Below are 22,844 nucleotides of genomic sequence, written 5' to 3'. Positions count from 1 at the left end.
TGTGGCGGGATTCCAACAATGTGACGGCTGTCACTGGGTCATAGGACACTATCTGCGTCTGGTGAATTACGTCTCGGGACAGCCTAACCAAGCACTTCCGCACATTTAGATGAATGGACCATTACGTCAGGACGCCCCTTGCTGGAATGGACAGAGGGTGGTATTTATGACCCCCTTGGACGCAAAAGCAGCCCGGCCGAAGTTATTCGGGGGCTGCAATTGTCTAAATGTTCAACGGGCCTCAGTCAGCAAGCCCTTCACTGCGGAGGGCAAGCCAAAGGCGGCTGGACGTCGTAGGGTCCGTCAAGTCCAGGCCAAGCATCTTTTCTGCCGAAGAGACACGGTACCGCAGGGTATTCCGGTGGAGCTCCAAGGACTCCGCTGCCGCTTCCCAGCGCCCGCGGCAGCGCAGGTATTCGACCACCGCTTCCACCACCTGGGGGCTCCCGTCCCGCTGGAGTTTGTGCACCCAGTCACTGGGAGTTTCGCCCTGGTAGTGGGAGCGGTCCACCACGGTGCCGGCTGGCGCCTTTCGGATGTCGTTCATCCAGTGCTGCCATCGATGTGAAAGCTTGTTCGCGGGCACCTGCTCGGTCAGCAGCACCCTCAGAGCGGGGTGCCTGTCAACGAGCGCCACGAGTTCGGGCGCCATAGCCTGGAATTGGACGCGGTTCAGCAGGAGCCACAGCTCGTCGTCGTCGATATACGCCAGCAACTGGCGCGCGTCGGGCGGCACTGCCGCTTCGAGCAAATCCAGGAGATCGTCCGGATCCCATGCCGACACGCCTCGGACACAGACAATGTGGGGGCGACTGGGAGGTGTTGCCAGGCCCATCTCCGCCGCGAGCTCCAAGGCGCTGTCTATCCGCTGGGAAAAGATCAGCCGGGTAATTGAGTCCCGTACCATGCGAGACGCTGTCTGAAGCCGGCGCATGTCCCGCAGCAGCAGCCGCAGAAGCATGGCAGCACTACCGCCGAATCTGTGCATCTCCGGATGCAGCGGGGCATCGCAGGCCACAATCAGAACCGCCGTTGCCCGCCCCTCCGCACCCACAGGGAACGTCATCAGCTCCTGCCCGGCAGCCGATCGGCCGGTGGCCGGCTTAAGCGATGGCCGGGGAATGATGGACACTGCTTCAGCGAGCGTTTCCTGGTCTACCTCCCCTGAGGTTCCGGACTGCACAGACTCGATTAGCCGGCCGCTGGTAGTAACCAGAGCTGCCCACGCGGCACTGTTGTCGGTAAGGCAGGTGAGTATTGCAGAGATCGGGTATTTAGACCCCGAGGCGCGGACTAGGTCCACGTATGCCAATTGAGAAGTGTCCATGACCTCTCCGAGACTAGTCGCCGCCAGGATAAGCTCCAGCCTTTTTACCCTGTATGAAGCCGGTCACAAGCGAATTAAACTCTGACGGCTTTTCGAAGGGCACCCACAAACCACATTCGCCGAAAACGTGGAGTTGAGCCCGTGGAATACGGCTGAGCATAAAAACCGCATTCTCATACGACTGGGCCCGGTTCTCCCTGCCCCAGACGATCAGCGTCTGGGCCTGGATCTCATCCAGCCGCTTCCACAAGTCCTCCGGCGTGTGCCGGGTGGTTGTCCTCCCCTCCGGCGCCTGTTCCATAAACTCCGGTTCAACGCTGGCTTCATACCGCTCACGCACCACGTCCTCAGTGATAAGGGACGGATCGTAAAGCAGTTGGGAAAGGTAATCACGCATCTTTTCCGGCGTCGGCCCGTTGCCCCCGTAATAAACCTGGCTGGCGGTTACCTTTCGGCGCAGGCCGAACATGGTCTGCCCACCAGCGGAACTAACCAGTACCAGCCGGTCTACCAGGGCCGGATGTTCCACAGCCAGCCGGATGCCTACAGCTCCTCCTGTGGCCATCCCCAGGACATGTGCACGGTCGATTCCCAAAGACTCAAGGAATGCCACCATGACCTCGGCGTACATCGCATTACGCCCGCTCACGACGTCGGGCTTGTCTGATTTTCCGTACCCGGGCAGATCCACGACGATCACCCGGAAGTGCCGCGAGAGTTCTTCCATATTGCGGCCGAAATTACCCCAGCCGAAAGCCCCCGGGGCACCGCCGTGGATGCAGAGCAGCACAGGACCTTCACCGGCCTCGTGGTAATGGACACGGACCCTGCCAGCCTGGGCAAACCGGGAGGTCGTGTCATACGTCAGCATGCTGGCCCGACGTCGACCCGGACATCCGCAAGGCATCCCCTTGCAGCGGGGGTGCCACGATTCGGCGGTCCCATCCAGCGATGAAACGGAGGACAAAATGGTTGAACTCGTCTGCTCGCTCAACCATGGTCCAGTGACCACACTGCCCGAAGACCACCAGATCCGCGTGAGCGAAGGATTCCATTCCCGCCAGCGCGTCTTCAGGCGGATTCACCCTGTCTTCCCTCCCAAAGAGGAACAGCATTGGCACCTGGCAGGCCCCGGCCCGGTCCACCGCAAACGGATAGTCCACTTTGCTGGCTTCCCTTAGCCGAGTGGACTCCTGGTGCTGTTCATATGCCCCGGGACGTTCCGCCATTCGTGTTCGGAACTCCACCAGCGGCTCCGGAATCATGCGCGGATCATGTACAAGGTGTTCCATTGACCGACGGACCATGGCCGGGGAGTACCCTCCCATGTCCTTGTGGGAAGTCAGATTCGGCTCGAACCGTGATCCGGATTCCCATCTCGCTCCGCCGGTCCCGACCACCACTCCCCCTGCCACCCGTTCAGGATGTTCCAGTACCAGGCTGGAGAGCACCATTCCGCCGAGTGAGTTGCCGACTACGTAGGCTTTTGGCAGCTCGAGGGCATCAAGGAGCCGGACGACCAGGTCAACCTGGTTGGGCCGAACTGCCGGAACATCCCCGGGTGTCTCCGTGAAGCCATAGCCGTAGAGGTCCGGGGCGATAACCCGGTGGCCTGCGGCTACGAGGGCCGGGATGGTGAGGTAGAAGTTCGCTGCTGCTGTGATGCCGATGGCCGAGCCGTGGAGCAGGACCACCGGGACGCCGTCCGGGCGTCCCTCATCCAAGTAATGAATGTGCTCACCCGGACGGGTGGAGAGCCAACGGGATTCGTAGCCGAAGTACTCGGCAATGAGTGAAGAATCATCTGCGCGCATTGTTAACCGTTCAGGCTAGGACTGGCCATTTGGCGAAACCAATACCTGTGAAACAGGCGTGGACAGGCAGGTAGTCGATGACCTCACCGGGGCGGTTCATCGCCGCAGCCAGCGAAATCCAGGCACGGATCTCTCCTGTACCCGATCGCATGGTGTCCGAGTCGAAACTGAACAGCTTGGCCAGAGCATCAACGTCGTTCCGCTCGACGCGCTCCAAGACCCACTTATCGAGCGGGACATCGATGTCGCCTCGGTTGAAGTCCTTATCAGAAGGGAAGTGGCTCAGTCCGCCAGAGGCGACCAGAACGATCTTTTCCTCCCGCATGTTCAGGATCTCGGCGATCGCGCGGCCAAGGTCGGCACACCGTTCCCCTCCGGCCAGGGGGGTGTAGTACTCATTGATCAGGATGCAGACGATCGGGATCTCACGCGACGGGTCGAGCTCGGGAGCAATCCGGGCAGCCATGTGAGGCAGCCCGTAGCCGTCCCGGCCCTGGGGGTTGAACCGGTTCAGGGTAGCGATATCGAAGTTCCGCTTGACCAGGCCGTGCGCAAGGGCTTTGGCAACCTCGACGTCGTTCTTGAAGGTAATGGTTGCGCGGTCTTTCATGGGAACGTCCCACTCGTACGCCTGATGCCCCCACATCTCTTCCTCGCCTGTATAGATGGCCAGCGTGGGGTTGTTCGAGAGGTTGAACAGATCGCCTTGGTCATCGCCAATGAAGACCAGTACGTCAGGCTCGTATTCCTCGACCGCTTTGCGCATGTCTGCGAAATCTTCGTGGATCCGCGCATAGAGCTCTTTGCAGTACTCCAGGCTGTCCCGCTGCCGTGCCGCCTCCGGGTAGCGTTCAAAGACGCCGGGAGCAACCCTGTCAGTCATCCACTTCTGCCAATGCTCCGGGGGACGGAACATTCCAGCCGCATGGGAACATGCCAAGCCAAGACCAATCATTATGCATTCTCCTTTGTGTGGTGAAACCGAATAGGTTGATCGCTGCGGGCAAGCGCAGTCAGCACCCGGTGGGCTGCTTCGACGTCGGCTTCCGGGATGCCTGAGAGTGCGGCTTCGTTGAAGCGGCGGGCATTCTCGGCTACCTGCCGGCGGAGGGTGCGGCCCTGAGGTGTCTGCCGGAAACCCGAACCGGTGACTTCGACGAGGTTCTCCTCGATGAGCTCGCTCAACGCGTCCTCGATGGCCTGCGGCCCCAGGAACGCCGAAGACACAAGTTCATCGACGGTCTGCGGCCCCGTTGAGAGCCTCTTAAGCACCCGGCTGCTGCCCGCGCTGAGGCCGAAACGGGACCTGTGCTCATCGAATTCCCGTGAAAGCCGGTGATTCACCGCGGTCACGAGCTGGGCGAAGGGAGCAGGCTCGCTCTCCGGCGAGGTCTCTTCCGTGGTGGCTTCGCTCCCGGGACCAGAGGAAGGGAAGGGAGCTGATGCCGCGTAGCCTCCTTGGACGAACAGCAGCGGCTCCCCCTCGGCCACGGCGCAGCGCTCTACGTGTCCGACCAGGATCTGGTGATCACCGCCGGGCAGGACATCGTAGGTCCGGCATTCAAAGCGGGCGATGGCTCCTTCGATCAACGGAACCCCGGCCAGGCCTTCGGTCCACTCGATCTGCTCGAAAGCACCGGTCCCTCCCTGCGGAGAGGCGACGATTCGAGAGACATCCACCTGATCGGCAGAGAGCACATTGACGGCAAAATGCTGTGCTCCAACGAACGCTGGAGCCCTCCCCGAGGTGTTCTGCACGGACCAGAGGATGAGCGGCGGGTCCAGTGACACTGCGGCAAACGAATTGACGGTCATGCCAACAGGCAGGCCTCCGTTGAGGGTGGTAATCACGGCGACGCCCGTGCCGTACTGGCCCAGCGCACTGCGGAACGCCCTTCGGTCCTGAACGGGATCACTGATGTGGTATTCGGCTCCCGGAGCCGCCACGACGCTCATCGGTGGTACGCCAGGGTGCGCATGGACGGGCTGTCTTCAAAGCTCGGCCCCGGCAAGCCCAGCAAACACTGTGAATACAAGGTCGCTGCGGCCTCCCTGCCGGCCGAACCGTGCACGCGCATTGCGTGCAAATCCCGGACAACCGTCTGCAGGTGGTTGGTCGAGAGGATCGCGCCCGCTCCGGCCACCGGCCAGATCTCCTGCAGGGCGTTGAGACTGATGGCAATGGAATCCGCCGCCTCAAACCTCACCTTCATGCGTTGTTCCGGATCCGCCACTCCACCGTCGCAGGCGATTGCGAACAGGCTTCGCCAGTTTTGGAGATGCCGTTTCTTCACCGTCTCCACCATCGAGATTGCCCCCGCCAGGCGGACCAGCAAATGAGGGTTTTCGGTGACCGACACCCCTGTGCCTCGCCGGGCCCGTCGGACCTTGCTTTCGGTAATGAACTCCTCCAGGCCGCCCAGTGTCGCGCCGATGGCGGAGTTAGCCATGGTGGAGTTGAAGATGGACATAAACGAGACCCGGTAAAGAGGTCCGTCGTTGACCTCCCAGCCGGGATTCTGGTCACTGTAGGTGTTGCTCAGCAAATGAACCCTGTAGTCGGGAACAAACGCGTCGTTCACTGTCACGGATTTACTTCCGGTGCCCTTGAGGCCGGCAACGTCCCAGCTGTCCTGTGCCACAGAAAAGTCGGTGCGCGGGATGACGAAGTTGCGGTCGCCGCCACCAAGAATGACCCAGTCGGCATGGTCGACGCCGCTGGAGAATCCCCACGTGCCGCTCACGATGTATCCGCCTTCGACCTCCGTCCACTTGCCGGTAGGGGCATACGAACTCGAAGCGCGCGTGTCCGGGCCGTCCTGCCAGAACTCGTCCTGGAGCCGCTTGTCCATAAGCGCGATCTCGAACGAGTGCACATTGAGCTGCCCGCCAATCCAGCCGGCGGAGGATTCAGCACCGGCGATCTTCATGATGCCTTCGAAGAAGCAGTCGGGCGCCATTTCGAGGCCTCCGTAACGCCTGGGCGTCAGCGCCCGGAATACACCGGCGCGGCGCATAGCCTCCACCGTGACCGTCGGAACCTGCCCGATTCGTTCGGTCTCTGCACGTCCGTTCCGGATGATATCCAGGATGTCGTCGACGGCGCTAAGGTAGTTGGCGCCGGCTTCGTACGCGCGCCGGGCGTACTCGTCATGGCCAGCACCCTGCCCGTTACGGACAGGTTCCGTCTCAATGGTTCCTAAGGTGGCGTGCATGCCAAGTCCTCTCACGTGGGTTGTGCAGCGGGCCGCATCCGGAAGGCAAGTAACGGCCACATTGCCGGTTGCGCGTGACCGGTGGTGCAGCCGATCTATGCATCACACTAGGACCGGGCGATTGGGCTGTCTTTGGCTGTAACGCCCAACCTGAGCCCTCCGTTTAGATAAGCCGATGGGAACGTGAATCGTGTTGCCTGTTATTCATGGACAAGCTGCTGTGCCCCCAGAGCGCAAAAAAACCGGCCCCGCGCAAGTGCGGGGCCGGTTTCTTGTGGGAGGAGTTTAGGGCGAAGGCATACCGCCGTTGACGTTCAGCGTTTCACCAACCACGTAGCTGGACTCCGGGGACGCCAGGAAGACGTAGGCCGGGGCAAGCTCCGTGGGCTGTCCTGCACGGCCAAGCGGAGTGTCCTTGCCGAACTCGGGCAGGGCGTCCTTAGGCTGGCCGTCGGACACCTGGAGTGGAGTCCAGAACGGACCGGGAGCCACGGCATTCACGCGGATGCCCTTGGGTGCCAGCTGCTGGGCCAGGCCCTTGGTGAAGTTGTTGATCGCCGCCTTGGTGCTGGCGTAGTCCAGCAGGTGCGGAGAGGGGCTGTAGGCCTGGATCGAGGTCGAATTGATGATGCTCGATCCGGCCGGCAGGTGCGGAAGCGCAGCCTTGGTCACCCGGAAGAACGAGTAGATGTTCGTCTTGAAGGTGTCATCGAGCTGTTCGTCGCTGAGGTCCTCAAGGTTCTCCACGGCAACCTGCTTGCCGGCGTTGTTGACCAGGATGTCCAGGCCCCCCAGGCCGTCAACTGCGTCCTGCACCAGCTGGATGCAGTATTCGCGATCCTTGAGGTCACCGGGAAGCCCGACGGCGGTGCGGCCGGCATCCTTGATGAGCTGGATGACCTTGGCGGCGTCTTCCTCTTCCTCCGGGAGGTAGGAGAGAGCGACGTCGGCGCCTTCCCTGGCGAAGGCGATGGCGACTGCCGCGCCGATGCCGGAGTCCGCGCCGGTGATCAGCGCCTTGCGCCCTTCGAGCCGCCCGGTTCCGCGGTAGGAATCTTCGCCGCGGTCGGTCTTGGGCTCGAGGTCGGCGTCGAGGCCGGGTTCGGGCTGGTCCTGCTTGGGCGGACTGACGGAGGGATACCGGTTGACCGGGTCCTGGAATGTGTACTGGTCCGAAGTGTTTTCGCTGGCCATTAAGTTTCCCCACTTCCCATTGTTCATGGATATGGAGCCGCAACTCGCGGCCGCCTACGTTAGGTAAGCATGCTTAGTATCCTATTGCGGAACAGCGGCACCGGGCAAACCCGGGCGCGGACCGGACGGAGAGTGGGGGTGGGGCCTAGAAAAAGAGGCCGAGGAAGCCGACGCTGATGCTGCCAACCAGGCCGATAATCAGGAGCCAGACAATGGGCGTGCGGAACTTGTTCATGTGTCGCATGGTCTGCACAGTCTACGCGGATTGCAGTTCCCGGGTGAGGAACAGTGCCGTTGCCGCCAGCAGGGCCGAACCCGTCATCACCAGCGCCAGCGGCAGCGCGGTGAACTCTCCGCCCAGTCCGGTCAGCGGCGAAACAACCGCACCCATCAGGAACTGCGCTCCGCCGAGCACTGCGCTGCCGCTGCCGGTTGCGCCCTCGGCCTGCGCGAGTGCCAGCGCCGTCGTGTTTCCCATGATGAATCCCAGAGAAGAGACCATGCAGAAAAGCGGTACGGCCAGCAGCAGCGCAGGAACGGCCGCGAGCACCAGGACCAGCAGAACGACGGCGAACCCCACCAGCACCGCCACAGCCCGCAGGACGGTGCGCCGGGGCGGCACCCGGCGGCTCAGCCGGGCGGCAATGAACCCTGAGGTGACCATCCCTGCTGCATTCAGGCCGAACATCAGGCCGTAGGCTTCCGGGCCCAGGCCCATGATGCTCTGGTAGACGAAAGGGGATGCAGAGATGTAGCTCATCAGCACCCCAAAGGAGCTCGCGAACAGCAGTACGTAGCCCAGGAACCTTCCGCGGCGCAGCACTACTCCCAATCCCGCAAAGGGCGGTCCGGTGGAGCGGCGGGCGGCGGGCAGGCTCTCCCTGACTGCACCGGCTGCACAGATGAACATCAGCGCCGCAATTCCGGCCAAAGTCCACAGCACACCGCGCCAGCCCCAGAACCCGGTGAGCACGCCGCCAATGACGGGAGCCACCACCGGGGCAACGCCGCCAATGGTCATGAGCAGGCTGAACGTCCTGGCAGCGGCCGGTCCGGAGGTAAGGTCGGCGGCCACGGCGCGGGCAATGACCGGCCCGGCAGCTGCGCACAGTCCCTGCACAAAGCGGGCGGCGATCAGCACGCCCAGGTTCGGTGCGGCTGCACAGGCAATGGAGGCGAGGACGAAGGCTCCGGTCCCGAGCAACAGGGGGCGGGTGCGGCCGTAACGGTCGGAGAGGGGGCCGAATCCCAGCTGGCCGGCCGCCATGCCAATGAGGAACGCCGTCAGGGTCAGCTGCACGCCCGACGCCGAGACATCCAGGTCCGCGGCGATGCCCGGGAAAGAGGGGAGATACAGGTCCGTGGTGAACGGCCCGGTGGCTGCCAGGAACGCGAGCACCAGCAGCAGGCCGGCGCCTATCGGGGCGTCGGCACGGAGCTTGGACTCGTTGGCTGGCACCTGCTGATAGTACGAACAATGCCCGCCTCTAGTGAAAACGGGACCCGGGCCGCAGACTTCTTGCAGGAAACATTGGCAGCGGACAGACAGGATCAGGGCCATGGCGAAGGACAATCGCAAGCGAATCGTCGTCGGCGTGGACGGCTCGGAACTCTCACTGGTAGCGCTGCGAACAGCGCGGCGGCTCGCCGACCTGCTGCACTGCCGGATGGAGGCGGTGACGGTCTGGTCCTACCCGATCGCCCTGGCCGTGCCCATTCCGTCCACCGAGTGGTCGCCGCGGGTTGAGGCGGACAACGCGCTGGAAGAAACCCTGCAGGCTGCCTTCGGCCAGGACATTCCGGAAGGACTCAAGAAGACCGTGGTGTCCGGGCAGCCGGTGCAGGTGCTGGTGGAAGCCAGCAAGAGCGCGGAAATGCTGGTTGTCGGCAGCCGGGGCAGGGGCGGCTTTGCGGGACTGCTGCTTGGTTCAGTCAGTTCCGCCGCCGCAGCCCACGCCCACTGCCCGGTGCTGATCGTTCATCCTCCGGAAGCGGACTAGCAGGTTCCGCTAGCGGCGGGCGGGGCAGGCATCCTGCTCCGCCAGTTCCGTCTGGAGGTCCGCGCTGTCGATCTTCCCCGTGGAGTGCTCTTCAGCAGCCGTATCTTCGATGGCTGTACCGGACGCGGCGAGCGCCGCTTCCGGCGCAGCGGAAGGCTCGGCCGGGGCGCCGCCGTTGGACGCCGCATCGTTGTCCGCGGCCACGCGGCGCAGCATAAACAGGGCACCCACTGCTGCCGCCACCATCAGCACAATGCCGATCAGCGACGTCGCCACCACGCCCGAATCGAACGCGGACTGGGCTGAGGACAGCAGATCCGCAGCCTGCGGGGCGGGCAGGGTCTTGGCTGCCTCGACGGCGCCGCCCAGTGTTTCCGAGGCAGCTGACGCAGCGGCCGGATCCATACCGTCCGGCAGCACAATGCCGTTCCGGTAGCCGGCGGTCAGGATGCTTCCCAGCACGGCCGTGCCGAGAACTGCGCCCACTTCATACGCGGTTTCGGAAATGGCCGACGCCGCTCCCGCCTTGGCCGGCGGGACAGACCCCAGGATCAGGTCGTTGGAGATGGTCTCCGCGGAGCCGACTCCGATGCCCAGGATCATGAACGCGATCACGAGTCCCAGCGGACTCTCATCATGGCCTGTCAGCAGCACCACGGTGTAGCCGACGGCGCTGAACACCAGGCCGGCGGCAACGGCATAGGCCGGGCGGACCCTGCGGACCACGCGAACGACGGCGAGGCCGGCAACCACGGTGAGCATCAGGCCCGGAAGCATCATCAGTCCGGCTTCACGCGGGGTTTGCCCCAGCACGAGCTGCAGGTGCTGGGAGAGGAAGAGGATGAAGCCCACCTGCGCGAAGACGCTGAGCAGGTTCGCGGAGATGGACCCGGTGAAGACGGGGTTGCGGAACAGCCGCACATCCAGCATGGGCTCGGAACGGCTGAGCTGGCGCCGCACGAACGCAAAGCCAAAGAGCAGGCCGGCGGCCATCGGAACCAGGGCGTACGCATCGAGTCCATGCGTGGAGATGGACTTGATGCCGTAGACCAGCGGGAACATGGTGGCCATGACCAGCAGGATGCTGATCGGATCAACCTTGCCCGGCTTGGGGTCACGGGATTCGGGCAGGAGTTTCGGCCCGAAGACCAGCAGCGGAATCAGCACCGGCACGGCGAGCAGGAAGACCGAGCCCCACCAGAAGTGTTCCAGCAGGGTTCCGCCCACAATCGGCCCAAGCGCTGCGCCGCCGGAGAACCCGGCAGCCCACACGGCGATCGCGATGCGGCGCTGGCCGGGCACCACGAACATGTTCCGGATGATGGACAGTGTGGCGGGCATCAGCATGGCGCCGAAGAAGCCGAGCAGGGCGCGGGCCCCAATCAAGGCGCCGGCCGTGGGTGCGAACGCCGCCGCGACCGATACCAAGCCAAAACCGGCCGTACCGATCATCAGCAGCTTCCGCCGTCCCAGCCTGTCCCCCAGGCTGCCCATCGGGACCAGCAGGCCAGCCAGGATCAACGCATAAATGTCGATGATCCAGAGCAGTTCCGTCCCGGTCGGCGCCAGGGCACGGGACAGGGACGGGACGGCAAAGCTGAGCACGGTGTTGTCTACCGCTACCAGCAGGACGGCGAGCATCAGCACCGCCAGTCCCAGCCATTCACGCTTTCCGGCCCGCTGAAGCGCGGGCCGTTCCTGTACCGCAGGCACAATTCCTCCTTGGACTTGGCAGGGCTCCGCCTGCCGAAAACTGGTGGGTTAAAAAGACATGCCAGCAACCGCCGGGGCCAACCCGTACGTTACTGTACCGTCTAGACTGTACAGCACTGGATGGCGTAGCGTAAAGCCATGCCTGAACAGACACCCGCCAGGGAGCGCGTCCTCTCCGCCTACGAGGAACTGCTGATCAATGAAGGTCCCCGCGGGGCAACTCTCGACGCCGTGACAGCACTTGCCGGCGTCTCCAAGGGCGGGCTGCTCTACCACTTCAAAAACAAGGAAGCCCTGGCAACAGGCCTGCTGGACCGGCTGCGGATCCTCGCCGCCGCCGACCTCGAGCGCATGCGCACCGATGCCGAGGGCCCGGCGCGCTTCCTGGTCCGCACCTCCGTCTACGTGGACAGCGGCCTGGACCGTGCCCTGATTGCAGCGGTCCGGCTGGCGCAGGCCAACGACGCCGCTGCCTCCGAACTGCTGCAGCAGATCCACCGCGACTGGTTCGACCTGGTTCTGGGCGAAGTCGGAGACCGTGCCATTGCCCGCGCCATCATGCTGCTGGGCGACGGACTCTACTACAACGAGGGCCTCCCCGGCGGCTGGCCGCAGGAAGAGAACTCCCCCACCTCCGGGTCCGTGGAGGAACTGCTGGAGGTTGTGGACCTGCTCAAGGCCCAGGCTGCGGTGAAGCACGCCTGAGAGCTGCGCAGCACCTGCCGTCCCATCGATGTGCCCTGTGGCACAGTATGTGCCATGGAAAAGAGCACAGCAGACCTCTATGACGAACACGGCGAAGCGCTGGCTTCGGTCTCCCTCCAGTTCCAGGACCTGGGCGGCCGCACCCGCTTCAGCGGCCCAGTGCGCACCATCCGCTGCCATGAGGACAATGGCCTGGTGAAGTCCACCCTGAATTCACCGGGCAACGGCTCCGTGCTGGTGGTCGACGGCGGAGGCTCACTGAACACCGCCCTCATGGGGGACATGATTGCCGAGGCCGCAGTCGCCAACGGGTGGGCCGGCGTCGTCATTCACGGCCCGATCCGCGACCGTGCCGCCGTCGCCAAGCTGCCGCTGGGCGTGAAGGCACTCGGCTCGAATCCACGCAAGAGCGCGAAGGACTCAGTGGGCGAAGTGGACGTTCCGGTGGAGTTCGGCGGCGTGAAGTTCCGCCCCGGCGCCGTGCTCTACGCCGACGAGGACGGCATCCTGGTCGAACGCTAGCCCGGCCGGTTCAGTCCGGAGCTAGGCGTTCCAGAGACCGTAGGAGTCCGCGAGGGAAGAAATCTTCTGGGCACGGGCCAGGCGGGGCAGGTAGGAGCCGTCGCCCACCACTGCGCCGGCCGCGTGTGCCTCCAGCAGCTCGTGTGCCCAGACGATTTCGGATTCGCTCGGCGACAGGCCCTTGTTAATGGTGTCCGCTGCTTCGGGCATCAGGCAGAGCTTGCCGGTCATGCCCATCGAGGCCGTCACCTTGCAGGCATCAAGCAGCTTCTCACCCAGCGTTCCCGGCGTCGGCCCGTCGATCGGGCCGGGCAGCTGCCCCACACGGGAGGCCACCACCAGCTTGGAGCGCGCGTAGGCCAGGGCCATGGGGTCATCCGAGGCACCGGTGTCACGGCGGAAGTCGCCGACGCCGAATGCCAGCCGGAACGTGCCCGGCGCGCTGGCAATCGCCGTCGCATTTTCGATGCCCAGCGCGGATTCGACCAGCGCGAGCACCGGGGTGCCGGCCTGCAGCCGCATGGCGGTGTGCGTGACCTGCTCCGGCTTTTCGGTCATGGCCAGCATGACGCCGCGCAGGCCGGGGGCCTTTGAAAGGGCAGCCAGGTCATCGGCCCAGTAGTCGGTTTCGATGCCGTTGACGCGTACCCAGGCGGTCATGCCGGTGGAGAGTGCCTCCACCACGCGCTCACGCGCTTCGGCCTTGCCTTCGGCGGGTACCGCATCCTCCATGTCGAACACGACAGAGTCCGCTTCCGAGGCCAGCGCGGGAGCAAAATTCGCTTCGTCCGCGGCAGAAGCCAGCAACCAGGAACGGGACAGTTTCGCGGGCAGCGCCGCAGCGCGGCTGTTTCGGAAGGGAGCCATACGGTCGAGCCTACTTTCCGGCCCGGCGATACCCCAATGCAGGGGCCCGAGGTGTGACCACCGTTACTTTCCTCAAGCCCCCCGGGTTGCTCAGCAGAATCCCGCGATGGTATTCCACACCGGGTTGTTTTCTTCAGCGCCTTCCCGCAGGACAGCAGCCTCGATCAGCCCGTAGGGACGGTCGGCGGCGAAAAAGACCTCGCCGGGGTTATCCAGTCCAAAAGGTTCCAGATCGACCAGGAAATGGTGGTTGTTAGGCAGCGAGAGCCGCACTTCGTCAATGCCCGGATGGGCTTCGAGCACGGCGCGGCCCATCTGGAACATACTCTGCTGCAGGGCCAGGGAATGTGTATCCGCAAACGCGTCCAGCAGCGCGGACCGCACGGAGGCATAGGCGGCATTGAAATCCGGTACGTCCACATCCGAGTACCGCCACTTGGCGGTGACGTCCGTGGCCAGGATCCGGTCCGTGGTTTCGGCAAGGGTTGTGTAGCGGTCCCGCGGAAAACCGTGGAACTCCGAGCCGGTCGTCTTCAGCACGGTGAGGCCGCTGATGCCTGCCACCAGGTGCCGGCCGGCTCCGTCCACAAGCAGCCCCGCGGTACGGACCTCGGATTTGTCCTTGCTGAAGGCGTGGTCGTGTCCGTGAATCCGGTTCCAGAAGTACTGCTCGGCGGCCCAGCGCCCGCCGCTGACCCAGTCGAAGCTCGAGGTGAAGTGATCCGCCAGGCGGAGCAGGAACGCCTCCGGGGAACCAACCCCGTCCCGGGCGAACGCGTAGATGGTGTTCTTCTGCGTATCAGTCGCCACGACGTGGGCGTTGTCCCCCTCGGTGTGCGCGGCAGCAAAATCACCGTGCAGCTGGGAGGTGATGCTGAGGTCCTCCAGGCTGTGCCGCGCGGTGTCCCGGGTGGTTTTGACCAGGCGGACTTCAGCCTTCCCGTACTGGTTCGGCCCCAGGATGATTCGCGGGGACGCAACGGCAGCGCTTTCGGTGGATTCCATGCTCAGCTTCCCCGGTAGGTGGAGTAGGCGAACGGGCTGATCAAGAGGGGCACGTGGTAGTGCTCCTGCTCCGCGACAGTAAACGTCACGGTGACGGATGGGAAGAACGACGGCGTGCCCGCCGCGGCGAAGTACGTTTCGGTTGCGAACTCAAGCCGATAGGACCCGGAGGGCAGGTCCTGCGGCCCCAGGTCCGGAATCCGGCCGTCGGCGTCGGTGGTGCCGGTTCCCAGCTCCTCCCAGTCCAGGTCTCCGCGGATCTGGAGGGAAACCGGAATGCCGGGCGCCGGGCGCCCGGTGGAGGTGTCCAGTACGTGGGTGGTGATTCGGCTTGTCATCGGTTCAGCAGTCCTTCCAGCCGAAGGACCGCAATCTCCCGCAGGGCGGCCGCCGTGGCAGCGAGTTCGGCTTCGTCGGTGTTTTCAAGCCGTTCGGAAAGGACCGCCAGGATTTCCTCCGCGCTGCGCCCGGCAGCACGGATCAGGAAGACCCGCCCGAACCGCTCTTCGTAGCGCCGGTTGCCTTCCTCCAGCTGCTCCCGAATGCCAGCGGAAAGCGCAATCCCGGATTGTTCGCCCCGGGACAATTCCGCCTCGCGCCCGGCACCTGAGGAGCGCTCACCGATGCGGGGGTGGCTTACCAGTGCGGCAGCTATCTCGGCTTCAGTCCAGTCCGGAGCCGCAAGTTCGGCGAAGGAGACCAGTTCCGCACCGGTCCCAAACGGCCTGGCGAAGGAGATTTCCGAGGTCCAGCGCGGCAGGTCCACACAGGGCTTGAGCATCTCTTCGGCCCGGGCGAAAGGAGCTTGGTTGAACTCGGCGAGAAAATCCCGCCGGGGAACTGCGTCCATGAATGTCCGTCTTTCAATAGGCCGTTCACCACCGTTGCCGCATTTTCCGGCAGCGGCTGCGGCACGGTTTTTGTTTCGGTGTTTCCGCACAATGTTGTGCTCTGCCGCATTTACGGTCCGCCCATTGTTCAGTTCCCGCGAAGGCAGTGTCAAGGCTGCGGCATGGGTTCATTCCACGGTCTCCAGCCCGTTTCTCCTGTTGCTCAGGCGGCCTGGCGCAAACCCGTTCCAGCTGCGGCCCGGCATGGTAAGCTCCATCCAATTTACGGACCCGGACACAGCAGAATGCAGGGATTCTATGGCTCGTTTACCCCGGTGCGTCTCCTACGCTCCGGTCATTTGACGGTTGCCGCTATTCCCGGAATATAGGTGGGAAAACCGTCCGGCAGGGCCGGTAGCGAGGAAAGCGAGCTGGAGTGGATCTGAACACGGTGGAAGAACTGGTTCCCACCTCCGACCCTTCCGACTACCGCGCAGGGGACGCGTGGCTGGCCGGCGGCACGGTGCTCTTTTCCAACGGCAGTTCAACCCTGCGCCGGCTGCTGGACCTTAGCGGTGCCGGCTGGGAACCACTGACGGTGAGCGGACACGGCTTGGAGATCGCCGCCACCTGCACCATTACCCAGCTTCACGGCTTCGCGGCGGCCCGGCCTCCGGCCGCAGCCGGCTGGCCGGCCCTGGACCTGGTTCACCCGTGCTGCGACGCGTTCGTTGCCTCGCACAAGGTCTGGAACGTCTCCACCGTGGGCGGCAACCTCTGCACCGCGCTGCCTGCCGGACCCATGACCGCCCTCGCGGCAGCACTGGACGGCCGGGCGCTGCTCCTCTCCCCTGCCGGCACCCGGCGGACCCTTGCCGTGACCGAACTCGTCACCGGCGACGGGCAGACCGCACTTACCTGCGGCGAGCTGCTGCGCAGCATCAGCTTGCCTGCGCATGCCCTGGCATCACGTACCGCCATGCGCCGCCAGTCGCTAACCACCCTGGGACGTTCCGCCGTGCTTCTCATCGGCCGGGTTGATCCGGACGGAGCGTTTGTCCTCACCGTTACCGCCGCAACCATCCGGCCGATCCAGCTGCGTTTTGACCAGCTGCCTGACGCACCGGAACTGCGGCGTGCACTGGACACCGCGATTGATTCTTCGCTCTATCACGATGACGTACACGGGCTGCCCGAGTGGCGGCGGTTCATGACCGAACAGTTCAGCGAGGAGATCCGGTCCGAGCTGGCCGGAGAACCGGAGGAGCGGAGCCCGTGAGCTATACCGTCAACGGACAGCCAGTTTCGGCGGAACCCGCGCCGGGACAGTGCCTGCGCACGTTCCTGCGCGAACTGGGCAACACCGGTGTGAAGAAGGGATGCGACGCGGGCGACTGCGGAGCATGCACAGTCCACGTTGACGGGATACCGGTCCACAGCTGCATTTTCCCTGCCCGCCGGGCAGAGGGCCGGGACGTGACGACTATCGAGGGGCTGGCCGACGGCGGCACCCTCCATCCGATGCAGCAGCAGTTCCTGGCCGCCCAGGGATTCCAGTGCGGCTTCTGTACCGCAGGGATGATCATGACCGCGGCAGCATTCGGCCCGGCCGATCGGGCCAATCTTCCCCGTGCGCTGAAAGGCAACCTCTGCCGCTGCACGGGCTACCGGGCCGTGGAAGACGCCATAGCCGGCACGCAGCGCGTTGACGACGGCGGCCACGGGGTGGGAGACAGCGTTGCCGCGCCTGCCGGGCCGGCAATCGTCACCGGCACTGCCCGTTACGCCCTTGACCTGCCTCCCGGAATCCACCCGGACCTGCTGCATCTGGCACTGGCCCGGTCACCGCATGCCCACGCCCGGATCGTATCGATCGACACCGAAGCTGCCCTGGCCGTCCCAGGCGTCGAGGCCGTGTTTACACACGAGGACGCCCCGGCGCTCCGGTTTTCCTCCGCCCAGCATGAGCTGCACACGGATGACCCGGCGGACACCCGGGTGCTGGACGACGTCGTGCGGTTCAAGGGGCAGCGCGTGGCTGTGGTGGCGGCAGCCTCGGTGGCCGCTGCTGAGGCCGGGGTCCGGGCACTGCGGATCGACTACGAAATCCTGCCCGCAGTGTTCGAACCGGACGAGGCTCTGGCGCCCGGGGCACCGCTGCTGCATGCGGCCGCGGCGGCGGAACCCGGCGTCGGCACTCCGGCTCCCAGCAACATCGTCGCCGAACTGCATGCTGAACTGGGCAATCCGGAGGCCGGGTTCGCCGCGGCCGTGGCAGTGCATGAGGGGACCTACTACAGCCAGCGCCTGCAGCACGTGGCTTTGGAGACCCATGCGGCAATCGCTTCCTTCGATGAGCACGGACGGCTGGTTGTGCGGACGTCCACCCAGGTGCCGTTCCTGGTTCGGCGCACCCTCAGCCGGGTGTTCGACCTTCAGCTGGAGAAGGTGCGGGTGGTTTCCGGGCGGGTGGGCGGCGGCTTTGGGGGAAAGCAGGAGGTCCTCGTGGAGGACGTAGCGGTGCTGGCTGCCCTTCGGCTGGGCAGGCCGGTGCAGATTGAGCTGAGCCGGGAGGAGCAGTTCACCGCCTCCACCACCCGGCATCCCTTCCGGGTCCGGGTCAAGGCCGGGGCTGACGCGCAGGGCATGCTGACCGCACTGGCCGTGGACGTCACCACCAACACCGGTGCCTACGGAAACCACGGGCCGGGCGTGATGTTCCACGGCTGCGGTGAGTCCGTGGCGGTCTACCGGTGTGCGAACAAGAAAGTGGACGCCCGCGCTGTCTATACCAACACAGTTCCGGCAGGCGCCTTCCGCGGCTACGGGCTGAGCCAGATGATCTTCGCGATCGAGTCGGCGCTGGACGAACTGGCCCGGACGCTGGACCTTGATCCGCTCGAGTTCAAACGCCGGAATTTGGTGGTTGAGGGCGACCCAATGCTTTCCACGTCGCCGGAAGCGGCCGGGGACGTGCTCTACGGCAGCTACGGCCTGGATGAATGCGTGGACCTGGTTCGCACTTCACTGGAAACCGGGTCGCGGGATCCGCAGCGCTCCGGAGCACGCCTTGCCCCGGGCTGGCTGGTGGGCGAGGGCACCGCTGTCGCCATGATCGACACCGTGCCGCCGCGCGGGCACGTTGCCCACACCCGGATCGCGCTGCGCCCGGACGGCAGGTACGGGCTCGACGTCGGCACCGCCGAGTTCGGCAACGGCACCACGACGGTCCACACCCAGCTGGCCTGCAGCGCCTTGTCCACGCAGCCGCAGAACGTGGTGATCCGCCAGTCGGACACGGACCTGGTGGACCATGACACGGGCGCGTACGGCTCCACCGGCACCGTTGTAGCGGGCAAGGCAACGCTGGCGGCAGCCGCTGATCTGGCAACGAAACTGCAGGGCTTCGCGGCGTCGCTGTTCCGGAACACCTCTGCCCAGGTCAGTCTTGAGGCGGACGCCGTGGCCTGCGGGGACGAACGCGTGCCGCTGGCGGAGGTGTATCTGCGGGCACGGGAGGCCGGCGTCGAGCTTGCTGCCGAAGGACGCTGGGGCGGCACACCGCGCTCCGTGGCGTTCAACGTGCAGGGCTTCCGCGTGGCCGTTGACCCGTCCACCGGGGAGATCCGGATCCTGCAGAGTGTGCAGGCCGCCGACGCCGGAGTGGTGGTGAACCCGCTGCAGTGCCGCGGCCAGGTCGAAGGCGGCGTGGCGCAGGCGATCGGTGCGGCACTGTTCGAGGAAGTGCTGGTGGACGGCTCCGGAGAAGTCCAGACCAGGGTGCTGCGCCAGTACCACGTACCTGCTTTCGCCGATGTGCCGCACACTGAAGTCCTCTTTGCCTCCACCAGCGATTCACTGGGTCCCCTCGGCGCCAAATCGATGAGCGAGAGTCCGTTCAATCCCGTAGTACCGGCACTGGCCAATGCCCTCCGGGATGCCACCGGGCTGCGGTTCACCCGGCCTCCGTTTGCCCGCGACCGGGTATACCTGGCGCTGCGCGAAGCCGGTGTTCCAGCGCGCCCACTCACAGTTCAGTGAACACAGCCGGCAGCTGCGGAAACGGACCGGCCGGAAATCTGGAAGACTTAAGCCATGAGTGAGCAGAGCAGCGGGAAAAACACGCAGCCCGGCCGCAGCGGCTGGCTGACCGGAGGGCCGCTGCTGACGGTGCTCCTGTTCGCCGGCCCGCAGATTCCAGGACTCCTGAGCAGGTTGTTCTCAGGCGCCCCGGACGGCGTGTACTCCTTGGCCACTGTGTACGGAGGCGCGGCACTCACCCTGATCGGCGCTGGCGTGCTGGTGCATTTCCTGGGATCGCGGAGGTCCGCTGCCACCAGCCGCACCCCGGAAGCATCGGAACCCGAGCGGGATTAGTTGCACCGGGTGCAACGATGCACTTAGTGTAGGAGTGTGCTTCCCGCCAGTACCGCTCCCGACCGCAGGTCCGCCATCAAAAGCCGGCACCGCCAGGCGATAGTGAACGCCTGCGCCGCCCTGCTGTCCGAGCGCCGTGGAACCGATTTTTCCGTAGACGAGCTCGCGCAGCGGGCCGACGTCTCCCGGCGTACCGTCTTCAACCACTTTGCCTCCCTGGATGACGTTGTCACCGAGGTGGGGACCGACGTCGTCGCTTCGTCCCTGATGCTGCCGGAAGGCACTGCCCCGGAAGGCTATTCACCCCTGGATGACCTCGTGGACCTGGTGAGTTCACCCAGGTTCATCGAAGCGGTCTCTTACCTCACCCAGGTCCTTGGCCGCGCCGATTCCCGTTCCTCTCCCCAGCAGGCAATTATGGCTTTCCGTTCCGTGACCATGGCCGGGGACCAGGTGATGGCGGCCCTGGCCGCCCGGCACCCTGAAGCGGATCCTGAAGACATCCAGCTGCTGGTGGGCACCTTTGCCGGTGGCATCAGCGTGCTCTACGAACGCTGGTGTGCGCAGACAGGCGCTGTTGACAGCCCTGAATCCCGGACCGCGTGGATAGAGCTGCTCCAGCGTCTCGTCACGGCCCTCCGAACCGGCACCGGGGCGGGCACACCCCCGGGCCGGTCCTAAAGTTTTCGCTCGCAGCGGTTCACCTCCGCCGCCCCCGTCCGCAGCAGAACCCATGATTTCGATAAGGACCACCAATGGCTGAATTCCTCTACCGCCTGGGGCAGGGTGCCGCACGCCGCGCCCGCACCGTGCTGGGCGTGTGGATAGCGGTGCTGGCAGTTGCCGGCATTGCCTTCGCGCTCTTCGGCGGCACTCTCTCCACCGCCATCTCCATTCCCGGCACCCCCACCACCCAGGTCACGGACCGGCTCCAGCAGGAACTGCCGGAAGCCTCCGGAGGCACCGGTTCGGTGGTCTTCCAGACCGAGGACGGCTCACCCTTCACCCAGGAGCAGAAGGACGCCATCGCCGCCCTGGTGACCGATGCGTCCGAGGTGGACGGCGTGGAAAACGCCGTCGACCCCTTCGCCACCGAAGCCGAGCGGGAAGCGCAGCGCGCCCAGCTGGAGGAAGGCCAGGCACAGCTCGACGCCGGCCGCGCCCAGCTGGAAGCCGCCCGCGCCGAGCTCGACGCGGGCCAGCAGCAGCTCGATGCCGCCCGCGCCCAAGCCGAGGCCGCCGGCGCCCTGGCCGCTGCCCAGCCGCAGCTCGACGCCCAGCAGGCCCAGATCGACGCGGGCCGCGCCGAACTCGAGGCGCAGGCCGCCGCCGCGGAAGAGCAGGCACCGCAGCTGGAACAGGGTGCCGCACTGCTCAACATGGCCCAGAACATCCGCATGGTCTCCGAGGACGGCAGCGCCGCCATTGTGACCGTTGTCTTCGAAGACACCCAGATGGAAGTCACCCAGGAAACCAAGGACGCACTGGTGGCTGTCTTCAATGACGCCCCCGTAAACGGTGTGACCACTGATTTCTCCACGGACATCGCCCAGGGCATCCCCTCTATCTTCGGCATCGGCGAGGTCATCGGCCTGGTTGTGGCCGCAGTGGTTTTGGTGGTCATGCTCGGCACCCTTATCGGGGCAGGACTGCCGCTGATCACCGCGATGATCGGCGTCGGTATTGGCGCCCTGGGCGCCCTGGCGTTCTCCGGCGTCGTCGAAATGGTCTCCGTAACGCCGGTCCTGGGCCTGATGCTGGGCCTGGCCGTAGGCATCGACTATGCGCTGTTCATCGTGAACCGGCACCGGCGCCAGCTGAAGGCGGGTTACGAGCTGGAGGAGTCAATTGGCTTGGCCAACGGCACCTCCGGCAACGCCGTCGTCTTCGCTGGTTCCACCGTGCTGATTGCACTGCTGGCCCTGAACATCACCGGCATCCCGTTCCTTGGCCTCATGGGCACCGTGGGTGCAGCCTGCATCGCCATCGCCGTGATGATCGCAGTGACCCTCACCCCGGCACTTCTGAAACTGACCGGCATGCGCATCCTGAGCAAGAAGGAACGCGCCGCTGTCACGCAGGCCGCGGAAGCAGCGTCACCGGCACCTGCCCCCACCACTGCCAAGCCGATGTCCACCATGAGCGCCGTGCTCACCGCACTGGTTTCAATCGCGGCACTGCTGGTCATCGCCATCCCTGCCCTGGACCTGCGCACCGGCCTGCCGGACGGGTCTTCCGAAGCCCACGACTCCACGCAGTACCGCGCCTATTCCACCCTTTCGGAGAAGTTTGGCGAGGGCCAGAACGGCACCCTGTTGGTGGTGGCGGAACTTGACTCCGAACCCACCGAAGCCGAAGCAACCGAAATCCAGGCCGAGATCGCCGGGATCCTCTTCGAGCAGGACGGCGTTTCCGCCGTTGCGCCCATCGGTTCATCCGAGGACGGCAGCACCGTCGCGTTCCAGGTGGTTCCAGAACAGGGACCCACGAGTGAGTCCACCGAGAACCTGGTCCACACGCTCCGGGACATGTCCCCGCTGAACGGTGAATATGAGATCGGCGTGGCTGGAACCGCTTCCGGCAACATCGACATCTCGGACAAGCTCTCCGACGCCCTGCCGATTTACCTCGGCGTGGTGGTGGGCCTGTCCCTGCTGATCCTCATCCTGGTGTTCCGGTCCATCTACGTTCCCGTCATCGCTACGCTTGGCTTTGTGCTCTCCTACTTCGGTGCACTGGGCGGCGTCGTGGCCATCTACCAGTGGGGCTGGCTGTCCGGGATCTTCAATGTGGAGTCCCCCGGCCCGATCCTGAACTTCCTGCCGACCATCCTTGTGGGCATCCTGTTTGGCCTGGCCATGGACTACATGCTCTTCATCGGCTCCGGCATGCGCGAGGCTTACGCGCACGGCGCTCCGTCACGGGTTGCCGTGGTTCAGGGTGTCCGTGCCGGACGTGCCGTGGTGACAGCCGCGGCGATCATCATGGTCTCCGTTTTTGGTGGTTTCGTCTTCTCCCACAGCGCCATGATCCGGCCGATCGGCTTCGCGCTGGCATTCGGTGTGCTGCTGGACGCATTTGTGGTCCGCATGCTGCTGATCCCGGCGCTGATGCACCTGGCCGGAGACAAGGCATGGTGGCTGCCTAAGTGGCTGGAGCGGATCCTGCCGGATGTCGACGTCGAAGGCTCCTCCCTTGAGCGCCGCCACCCGCACGTGGAGCACCGCGAACCGGAACCCGCGAACCACAGCGGTTAACCGGTCAACTCCAAACAG

21 protein-coding genes are annotated in these 22,844 nt (G+C 64.9%); 8 read left to right on the top strand and 13 right to left on the bottom strand.

The genetic code is table 11. The annotated features are described in order from the left end of the window. Positions 1 to 241 precede the first annotated feature (241 nt). The 8 genes from ABFX29_RS05105 to ABFX29_RS05070 all read right to left on the bottom strand — a co-directional run bounded on the left by ABFX29_RS05105 (position 242) and on the right by ABFX29_RS05070 (position 9,009). Positions 242 to 1,183, bottom strand: coding sequence for a helix-turn-helix domain-containing protein (locus tag ABFX29_RS05105; RefSeq protein ID WP_170287697.1), 942 nt, complete (start codon positions 1,181 to 1,183; stop codon positions 242 to 244). Positions 1,184 to 1,340: 157 nt separating this feature from the next. Further along, positions 1,341 to 2,198 carry an alpha/beta fold hydrolase gene (locus ABFX29_RS05100; RefSeq protein WP_152225419.1) on the bottom strand — a complete coding sequence of 286 codons (858 nt, stop codon included), beginning with the start codon at positions 2,196 to 2,198 and terminating at the stop codon, positions 1,341 to 1,343. After that, positions 2,185 to 3,141 (bottom strand): alpha/beta fold hydrolase, encoded by a 957-nt coding sequence (locus ABFX29_RS05095; RefSeq protein ID WP_152225417.1) that lies wholly within the window; start codon positions 3,139 to 3,141, stop codon positions 2,185 to 2,187. The genes ABFX29_RS05100 and ABFX29_RS05095 overlap by 14 nt, the downstream gene beginning before the upstream one ends. A 10-nt stretch (positions 3,142 to 3,151) precedes the next feature. Next, complete coding sequence (locus tag ABFX29_RS05090; protein ID WP_170287696.1) at positions 3,152 to 4,024, bottom strand: DODA-type extradiol aromatic ring-opening family dioxygenase; 873 nt, start codon at positions 4,022 to 4,024, stop codon at positions 3,152 to 3,154. Between the two features lie 71 nt (positions 4,025 to 4,095). After that, entirely contained in the window at positions 4,096 to 5,097 is a 1,002-nt protein-coding gene (locus ABFX29_RS05085; protein ID WP_211372323.1) for a flavin reductase, read from the bottom strand. Then, positions 5,094 to 6,371, bottom strand: a complete 1,278-nt coding sequence (locus ABFX29_RS05080; RefSeq protein ID WP_346038478.1) for an acyl-CoA dehydrogenase family protein — start codon at positions 6,369 to 6,371, stop codon at positions 5,094 to 5,096. The genes ABFX29_RS05085 and ABFX29_RS05080 overlap by 4 nt, the downstream gene beginning before the upstream one ends. 270 nt (positions 6,372 to 6,641) lie before the next feature. Then, positions 6,642 to 7,550, bottom strand: coding sequence for an SDR family oxidoreductase (locus ABFX29_RS05075; RefSeq protein ID WP_152225411.1), 909 nt, complete (start codon positions 7,548 to 7,550; stop codon positions 6,642 to 6,644). 256 nt (positions 7,551 to 7,806) lie between these two features. Continuing rightward, positions 7,807 to 9,009 carry a multidrug effflux MFS transporter gene (locus ABFX29_RS05070; RefSeq protein WP_246167212.1) on the bottom strand — a complete coding sequence of 401 codons (1,203 nt, stop codon included), beginning with the start codon at positions 9,007 to 9,009 and terminating at the stop codon, positions 7,807 to 7,809. A gap of 100 nt (positions 9,010 to 9,109) precedes the next feature. On the opposite strand from ABFX29_RS05070, the gene ABFX29_RS05065 reads away from it, so the two are divergent. Then, positions 9,110 to 9,550, top strand: coding sequence for a universal stress protein (locus ABFX29_RS05065; RefSeq protein ID WP_152225406.1), 441 nt, complete (start codon positions 9,110 to 9,112; stop codon positions 9,548 to 9,550). Between the two features lie 9 nt (positions 9,551 to 9,559). On the opposite strand, the gene ABFX29_RS05060 is transcribed toward ABFX29_RS05065, so the two are convergent. Next, the gene (locus ABFX29_RS05060; protein WP_246167210.1) at positions 9,560 to 11,263 is read right to left on the bottom strand and encodes an MFS transporter; all 1,704 of its coding nucleotides are present in this window, start codon (positions 11,261 to 11,263) and stop codon (positions 9,560 to 9,562) included. A 138-nt stretch (positions 11,264 to 11,401) separates the two neighbouring features. Here ABFX29_RS05060 and ABFX29_RS05055 point away from each other — a divergent pair, with 138 nt between their 5' ends. Together ABFX29_RS05055 and rraA are read left to right on the top strand one after the other, a co-directional pair. Further along, complete coding sequence (locus ABFX29_RS05055; protein ID WP_152225404.1) at positions 11,402 to 11,968, top strand: TetR/AcrR family transcriptional regulator; 567 nt, start codon at positions 11,402 to 11,404, stop codon at positions 11,966 to 11,968. Positions 11,969 to 12,022: 54 nt separating this feature from the next. Continuing rightward, on the top strand, positions 12,023 to 12,490 hold the full coding sequence (rraA, locus tag ABFX29_RS05050; RefSeq protein ID WP_152225401.1) for a ribonuclease E activity regulator RraA: 468 nt from the start codon (positions 12,023 to 12,025) through the stop codon (positions 12,488 to 12,490). Positions 12,491 to 12,511: 21 nt separating this feature from the next. Here the strand turns inward: rraA and ABFX29_RS05045 are convergent, their stop codons facing one another. From ABFX29_RS05045 to uraD, 4 genes are all read right to left on the bottom strand, one after another. Next, positions 12,512 to 13,357 (bottom strand): HpcH/HpaI aldolase/citrate lyase family protein, encoded by an 846-nt coding sequence (locus tag ABFX29_RS05045; RefSeq protein ID WP_055242495.1) that lies wholly within the window; start codon positions 13,355 to 13,357, stop codon positions 12,512 to 12,514. A 90-nt stretch (positions 13,358 to 13,447) separates the two neighbouring features. Next, on the bottom strand, positions 13,448 to 14,362 hold the full coding sequence (gene pucL, locus ABFX29_RS05040) for a factor-independent urate hydroxylase (RefSeq protein ID WP_152225399.1): 915 nt from the start codon (positions 14,360 to 14,362) through the stop codon (positions 13,448 to 13,450). Positions 14,363 to 14,364: 2 nt separating this feature from the next. Then, positions 14,365 to 14,700, bottom strand: coding sequence for a hydroxyisourate hydrolase (uraH, locus tag ABFX29_RS05035; RefSeq protein WP_055242491.1), 336 nt, complete (start codon positions 14,698 to 14,700; stop codon positions 14,365 to 14,367). Beyond that, the gene (gene uraD / locus ABFX29_RS05030; RefSeq protein WP_152225397.1) at positions 14,697 to 15,212 is read right to left on the bottom strand and encodes a 2-oxo-4-hydroxy-4-carboxy-5-ureidoimidazoline decarboxylase; all 516 of its coding nucleotides are present in this window, start codon (positions 15,210 to 15,212) and stop codon (positions 14,697 to 14,699) included. The genes uraH and uraD overlap by 4 nt, the downstream gene beginning before the upstream one ends. A 416-nt stretch (positions 15,213 to 15,628) precedes the next feature. On the opposite strand from uraD, the gene ABFX29_RS05025 reads away from it, so the two are divergent. The 5 genes from ABFX29_RS05025 (at position 15,629) to ABFX29_RS05005 (ending at position 22,826) form a co-directional block, all read left to right on the top strand. After that, positions 15,629 to 16,471, top strand: coding sequence for an FAD binding domain-containing protein (locus tag ABFX29_RS05025; RefSeq protein ID WP_152225395.1), 843 nt, complete (start codon positions 15,629 to 15,631; stop codon positions 16,469 to 16,471). Continuing rightward, entirely contained in the window at positions 16,468 to 19,233 is a 2,766-nt protein-coding gene (locus tag ABFX29_RS05020; protein ID WP_152225393.1) for a molybdopterin-dependent oxidoreductase, read from the top strand. The genes ABFX29_RS05025 and ABFX29_RS05020 overlap by 4 nt, the downstream gene beginning before the upstream one ends. Positions 19,234 to 19,287: 54 nt before the next feature. Next, entirely contained in the window at positions 19,288 to 19,569 is a 282-nt protein-coding gene (locus tag ABFX29_RS05015) for a hypothetical protein (protein ID WP_152225390.1), read from the top strand. A 36-nt stretch (positions 19,570 to 19,605) separates the two neighbouring features. Further along, positions 19,606 to 20,250 (top strand): TetR/AcrR family transcriptional regulator, encoded by a 645-nt coding sequence (locus ABFX29_RS05010; RefSeq protein WP_152225388.1) that lies wholly within the window; start codon positions 19,606 to 19,608, stop codon positions 20,248 to 20,250. A gap of 74 nt (positions 20,251 to 20,324) precedes the next feature. Beyond that, on the top strand, positions 20,325 to 22,826 hold the full coding sequence (locus ABFX29_RS05005; protein WP_152225386.1) for an MMPL family transporter: 2,502 nt from the start codon (positions 20,325 to 20,327) through the stop codon (positions 22,824 to 22,826). The last annotated feature ends 18 nt before the right edge of the window (positions 22,827 to 22,844 follow it).

This window comes from Arthrobacter gandavensis, from assembly GCF_039528575.1.
Classification (GTDB): Bacteria; Actinomycetota; Actinomycetes; order Actinomycetales; family Micrococcaceae; genus Arthrobacter_B; species Arthrobacter_B citreus_B.
This window is presented reverse-complemented; position numbering and strand designations above follow the sequence as displayed.

What these genes read in the sequence shown, in the direction of transcription:
- ABFX29_RS05100 (WP_152225419.1), bottom strand. Translation starts at nt 2,198, where the DNA reads ATGCTGACGTATGACACGACCTCCCGGTTTGCCCAGGCTGGCAGGGTC.
- ABFX29_RS05095 (WP_152225417.1), bottom strand. Translation starts at nt 3,141, where the DNA reads ATGCGCGCAGATGATTCTTCACTCATTGCCGAGTACTTCGGCTACGAA.
- ABFX29_RS05090 (WP_170287696.1), bottom strand. Translation starts at nt 4,024, where the DNA reads ATGACTGACAGGGTTGCTCCCGGCGTCTTTGAACGCTACCCGGAGGCG.
- ABFX29_RS05085 (WP_211372323.1), bottom strand. Translation starts at nt 5,097, where the DNA reads ATGAGCGTCGTGGCGGCTCCGGGAGCCGAATACCACATCAGTGATCCC.
- ABFX29_RS05075 (WP_152225411.1), bottom strand. Translation starts at nt 7,550, where the DNA reads ATGGCCAGCGAAAACACTTCGGACCAGTACACATTCCAGGACCCGGTC.
- ABFX29_RS05065 (WP_152225406.1), top strand. Translation starts at nt 9,110, where the DNA reads ATGGCGAAGGACAATCGCAAGCGAATCGTCGTCGGCGTGGACGGCTCG.
- ABFX29_RS05055 (WP_152225404.1), top strand. Translation starts at nt 11,402, where the DNA reads ATGCCTGAACAGACACCCGCCAGGGAGCGCGTCCTCTCCGCCTACGAG.
- rraA (WP_152225401.1), top strand. Translation starts at nt 12,023, where the DNA reads ATGGAAAAGAGCACAGCAGACCTCTATGACGAACACGGCGAAGCGCTG.
- ABFX29_RS05045 (WP_055242495.1), bottom strand. Translation starts at nt 13,357, where the DNA reads ATGGCTCCCTTCCGAAACAGCCGCGCTGCGGCGCTGCCCGCGAAACTG.
- pucL (WP_152225399.1), bottom strand. Translation starts at nt 14,362, where the DNA reads ATGGAATCCACCGAAAGCGCTGCCGTTGCGTCCCCGCGAATCATCCTG.
- uraH (WP_055242491.1), bottom strand. Translation starts at nt 14,700, where the DNA reads ATGACAAGCCGAATCACCACCCACGTACTGGACACCTCCACCGGGCGC.
- uraD (WP_152225397.1), bottom strand. Translation starts at nt 15,212, where the DNA reads ATGGACGCAGTTCCCCGGCGGGATTTTCTCGCCGAGTTCAACCAAGCT.
- ABFX29_RS05015 (WP_152225390.1), top strand. Translation starts at nt 19,288, where the DNA reads ATGAGTGAGCAGAGCAGCGGGAAAAACACGCAGCCCGGCCGCAGCGGC.
- ABFX29_RS05005 (WP_152225386.1), top strand. Translation starts at nt 20,325, where the DNA reads ATGGCTGAATTCCTCTACCGCCTGGGGCAGGGTGCCGCACGCCGCGCC.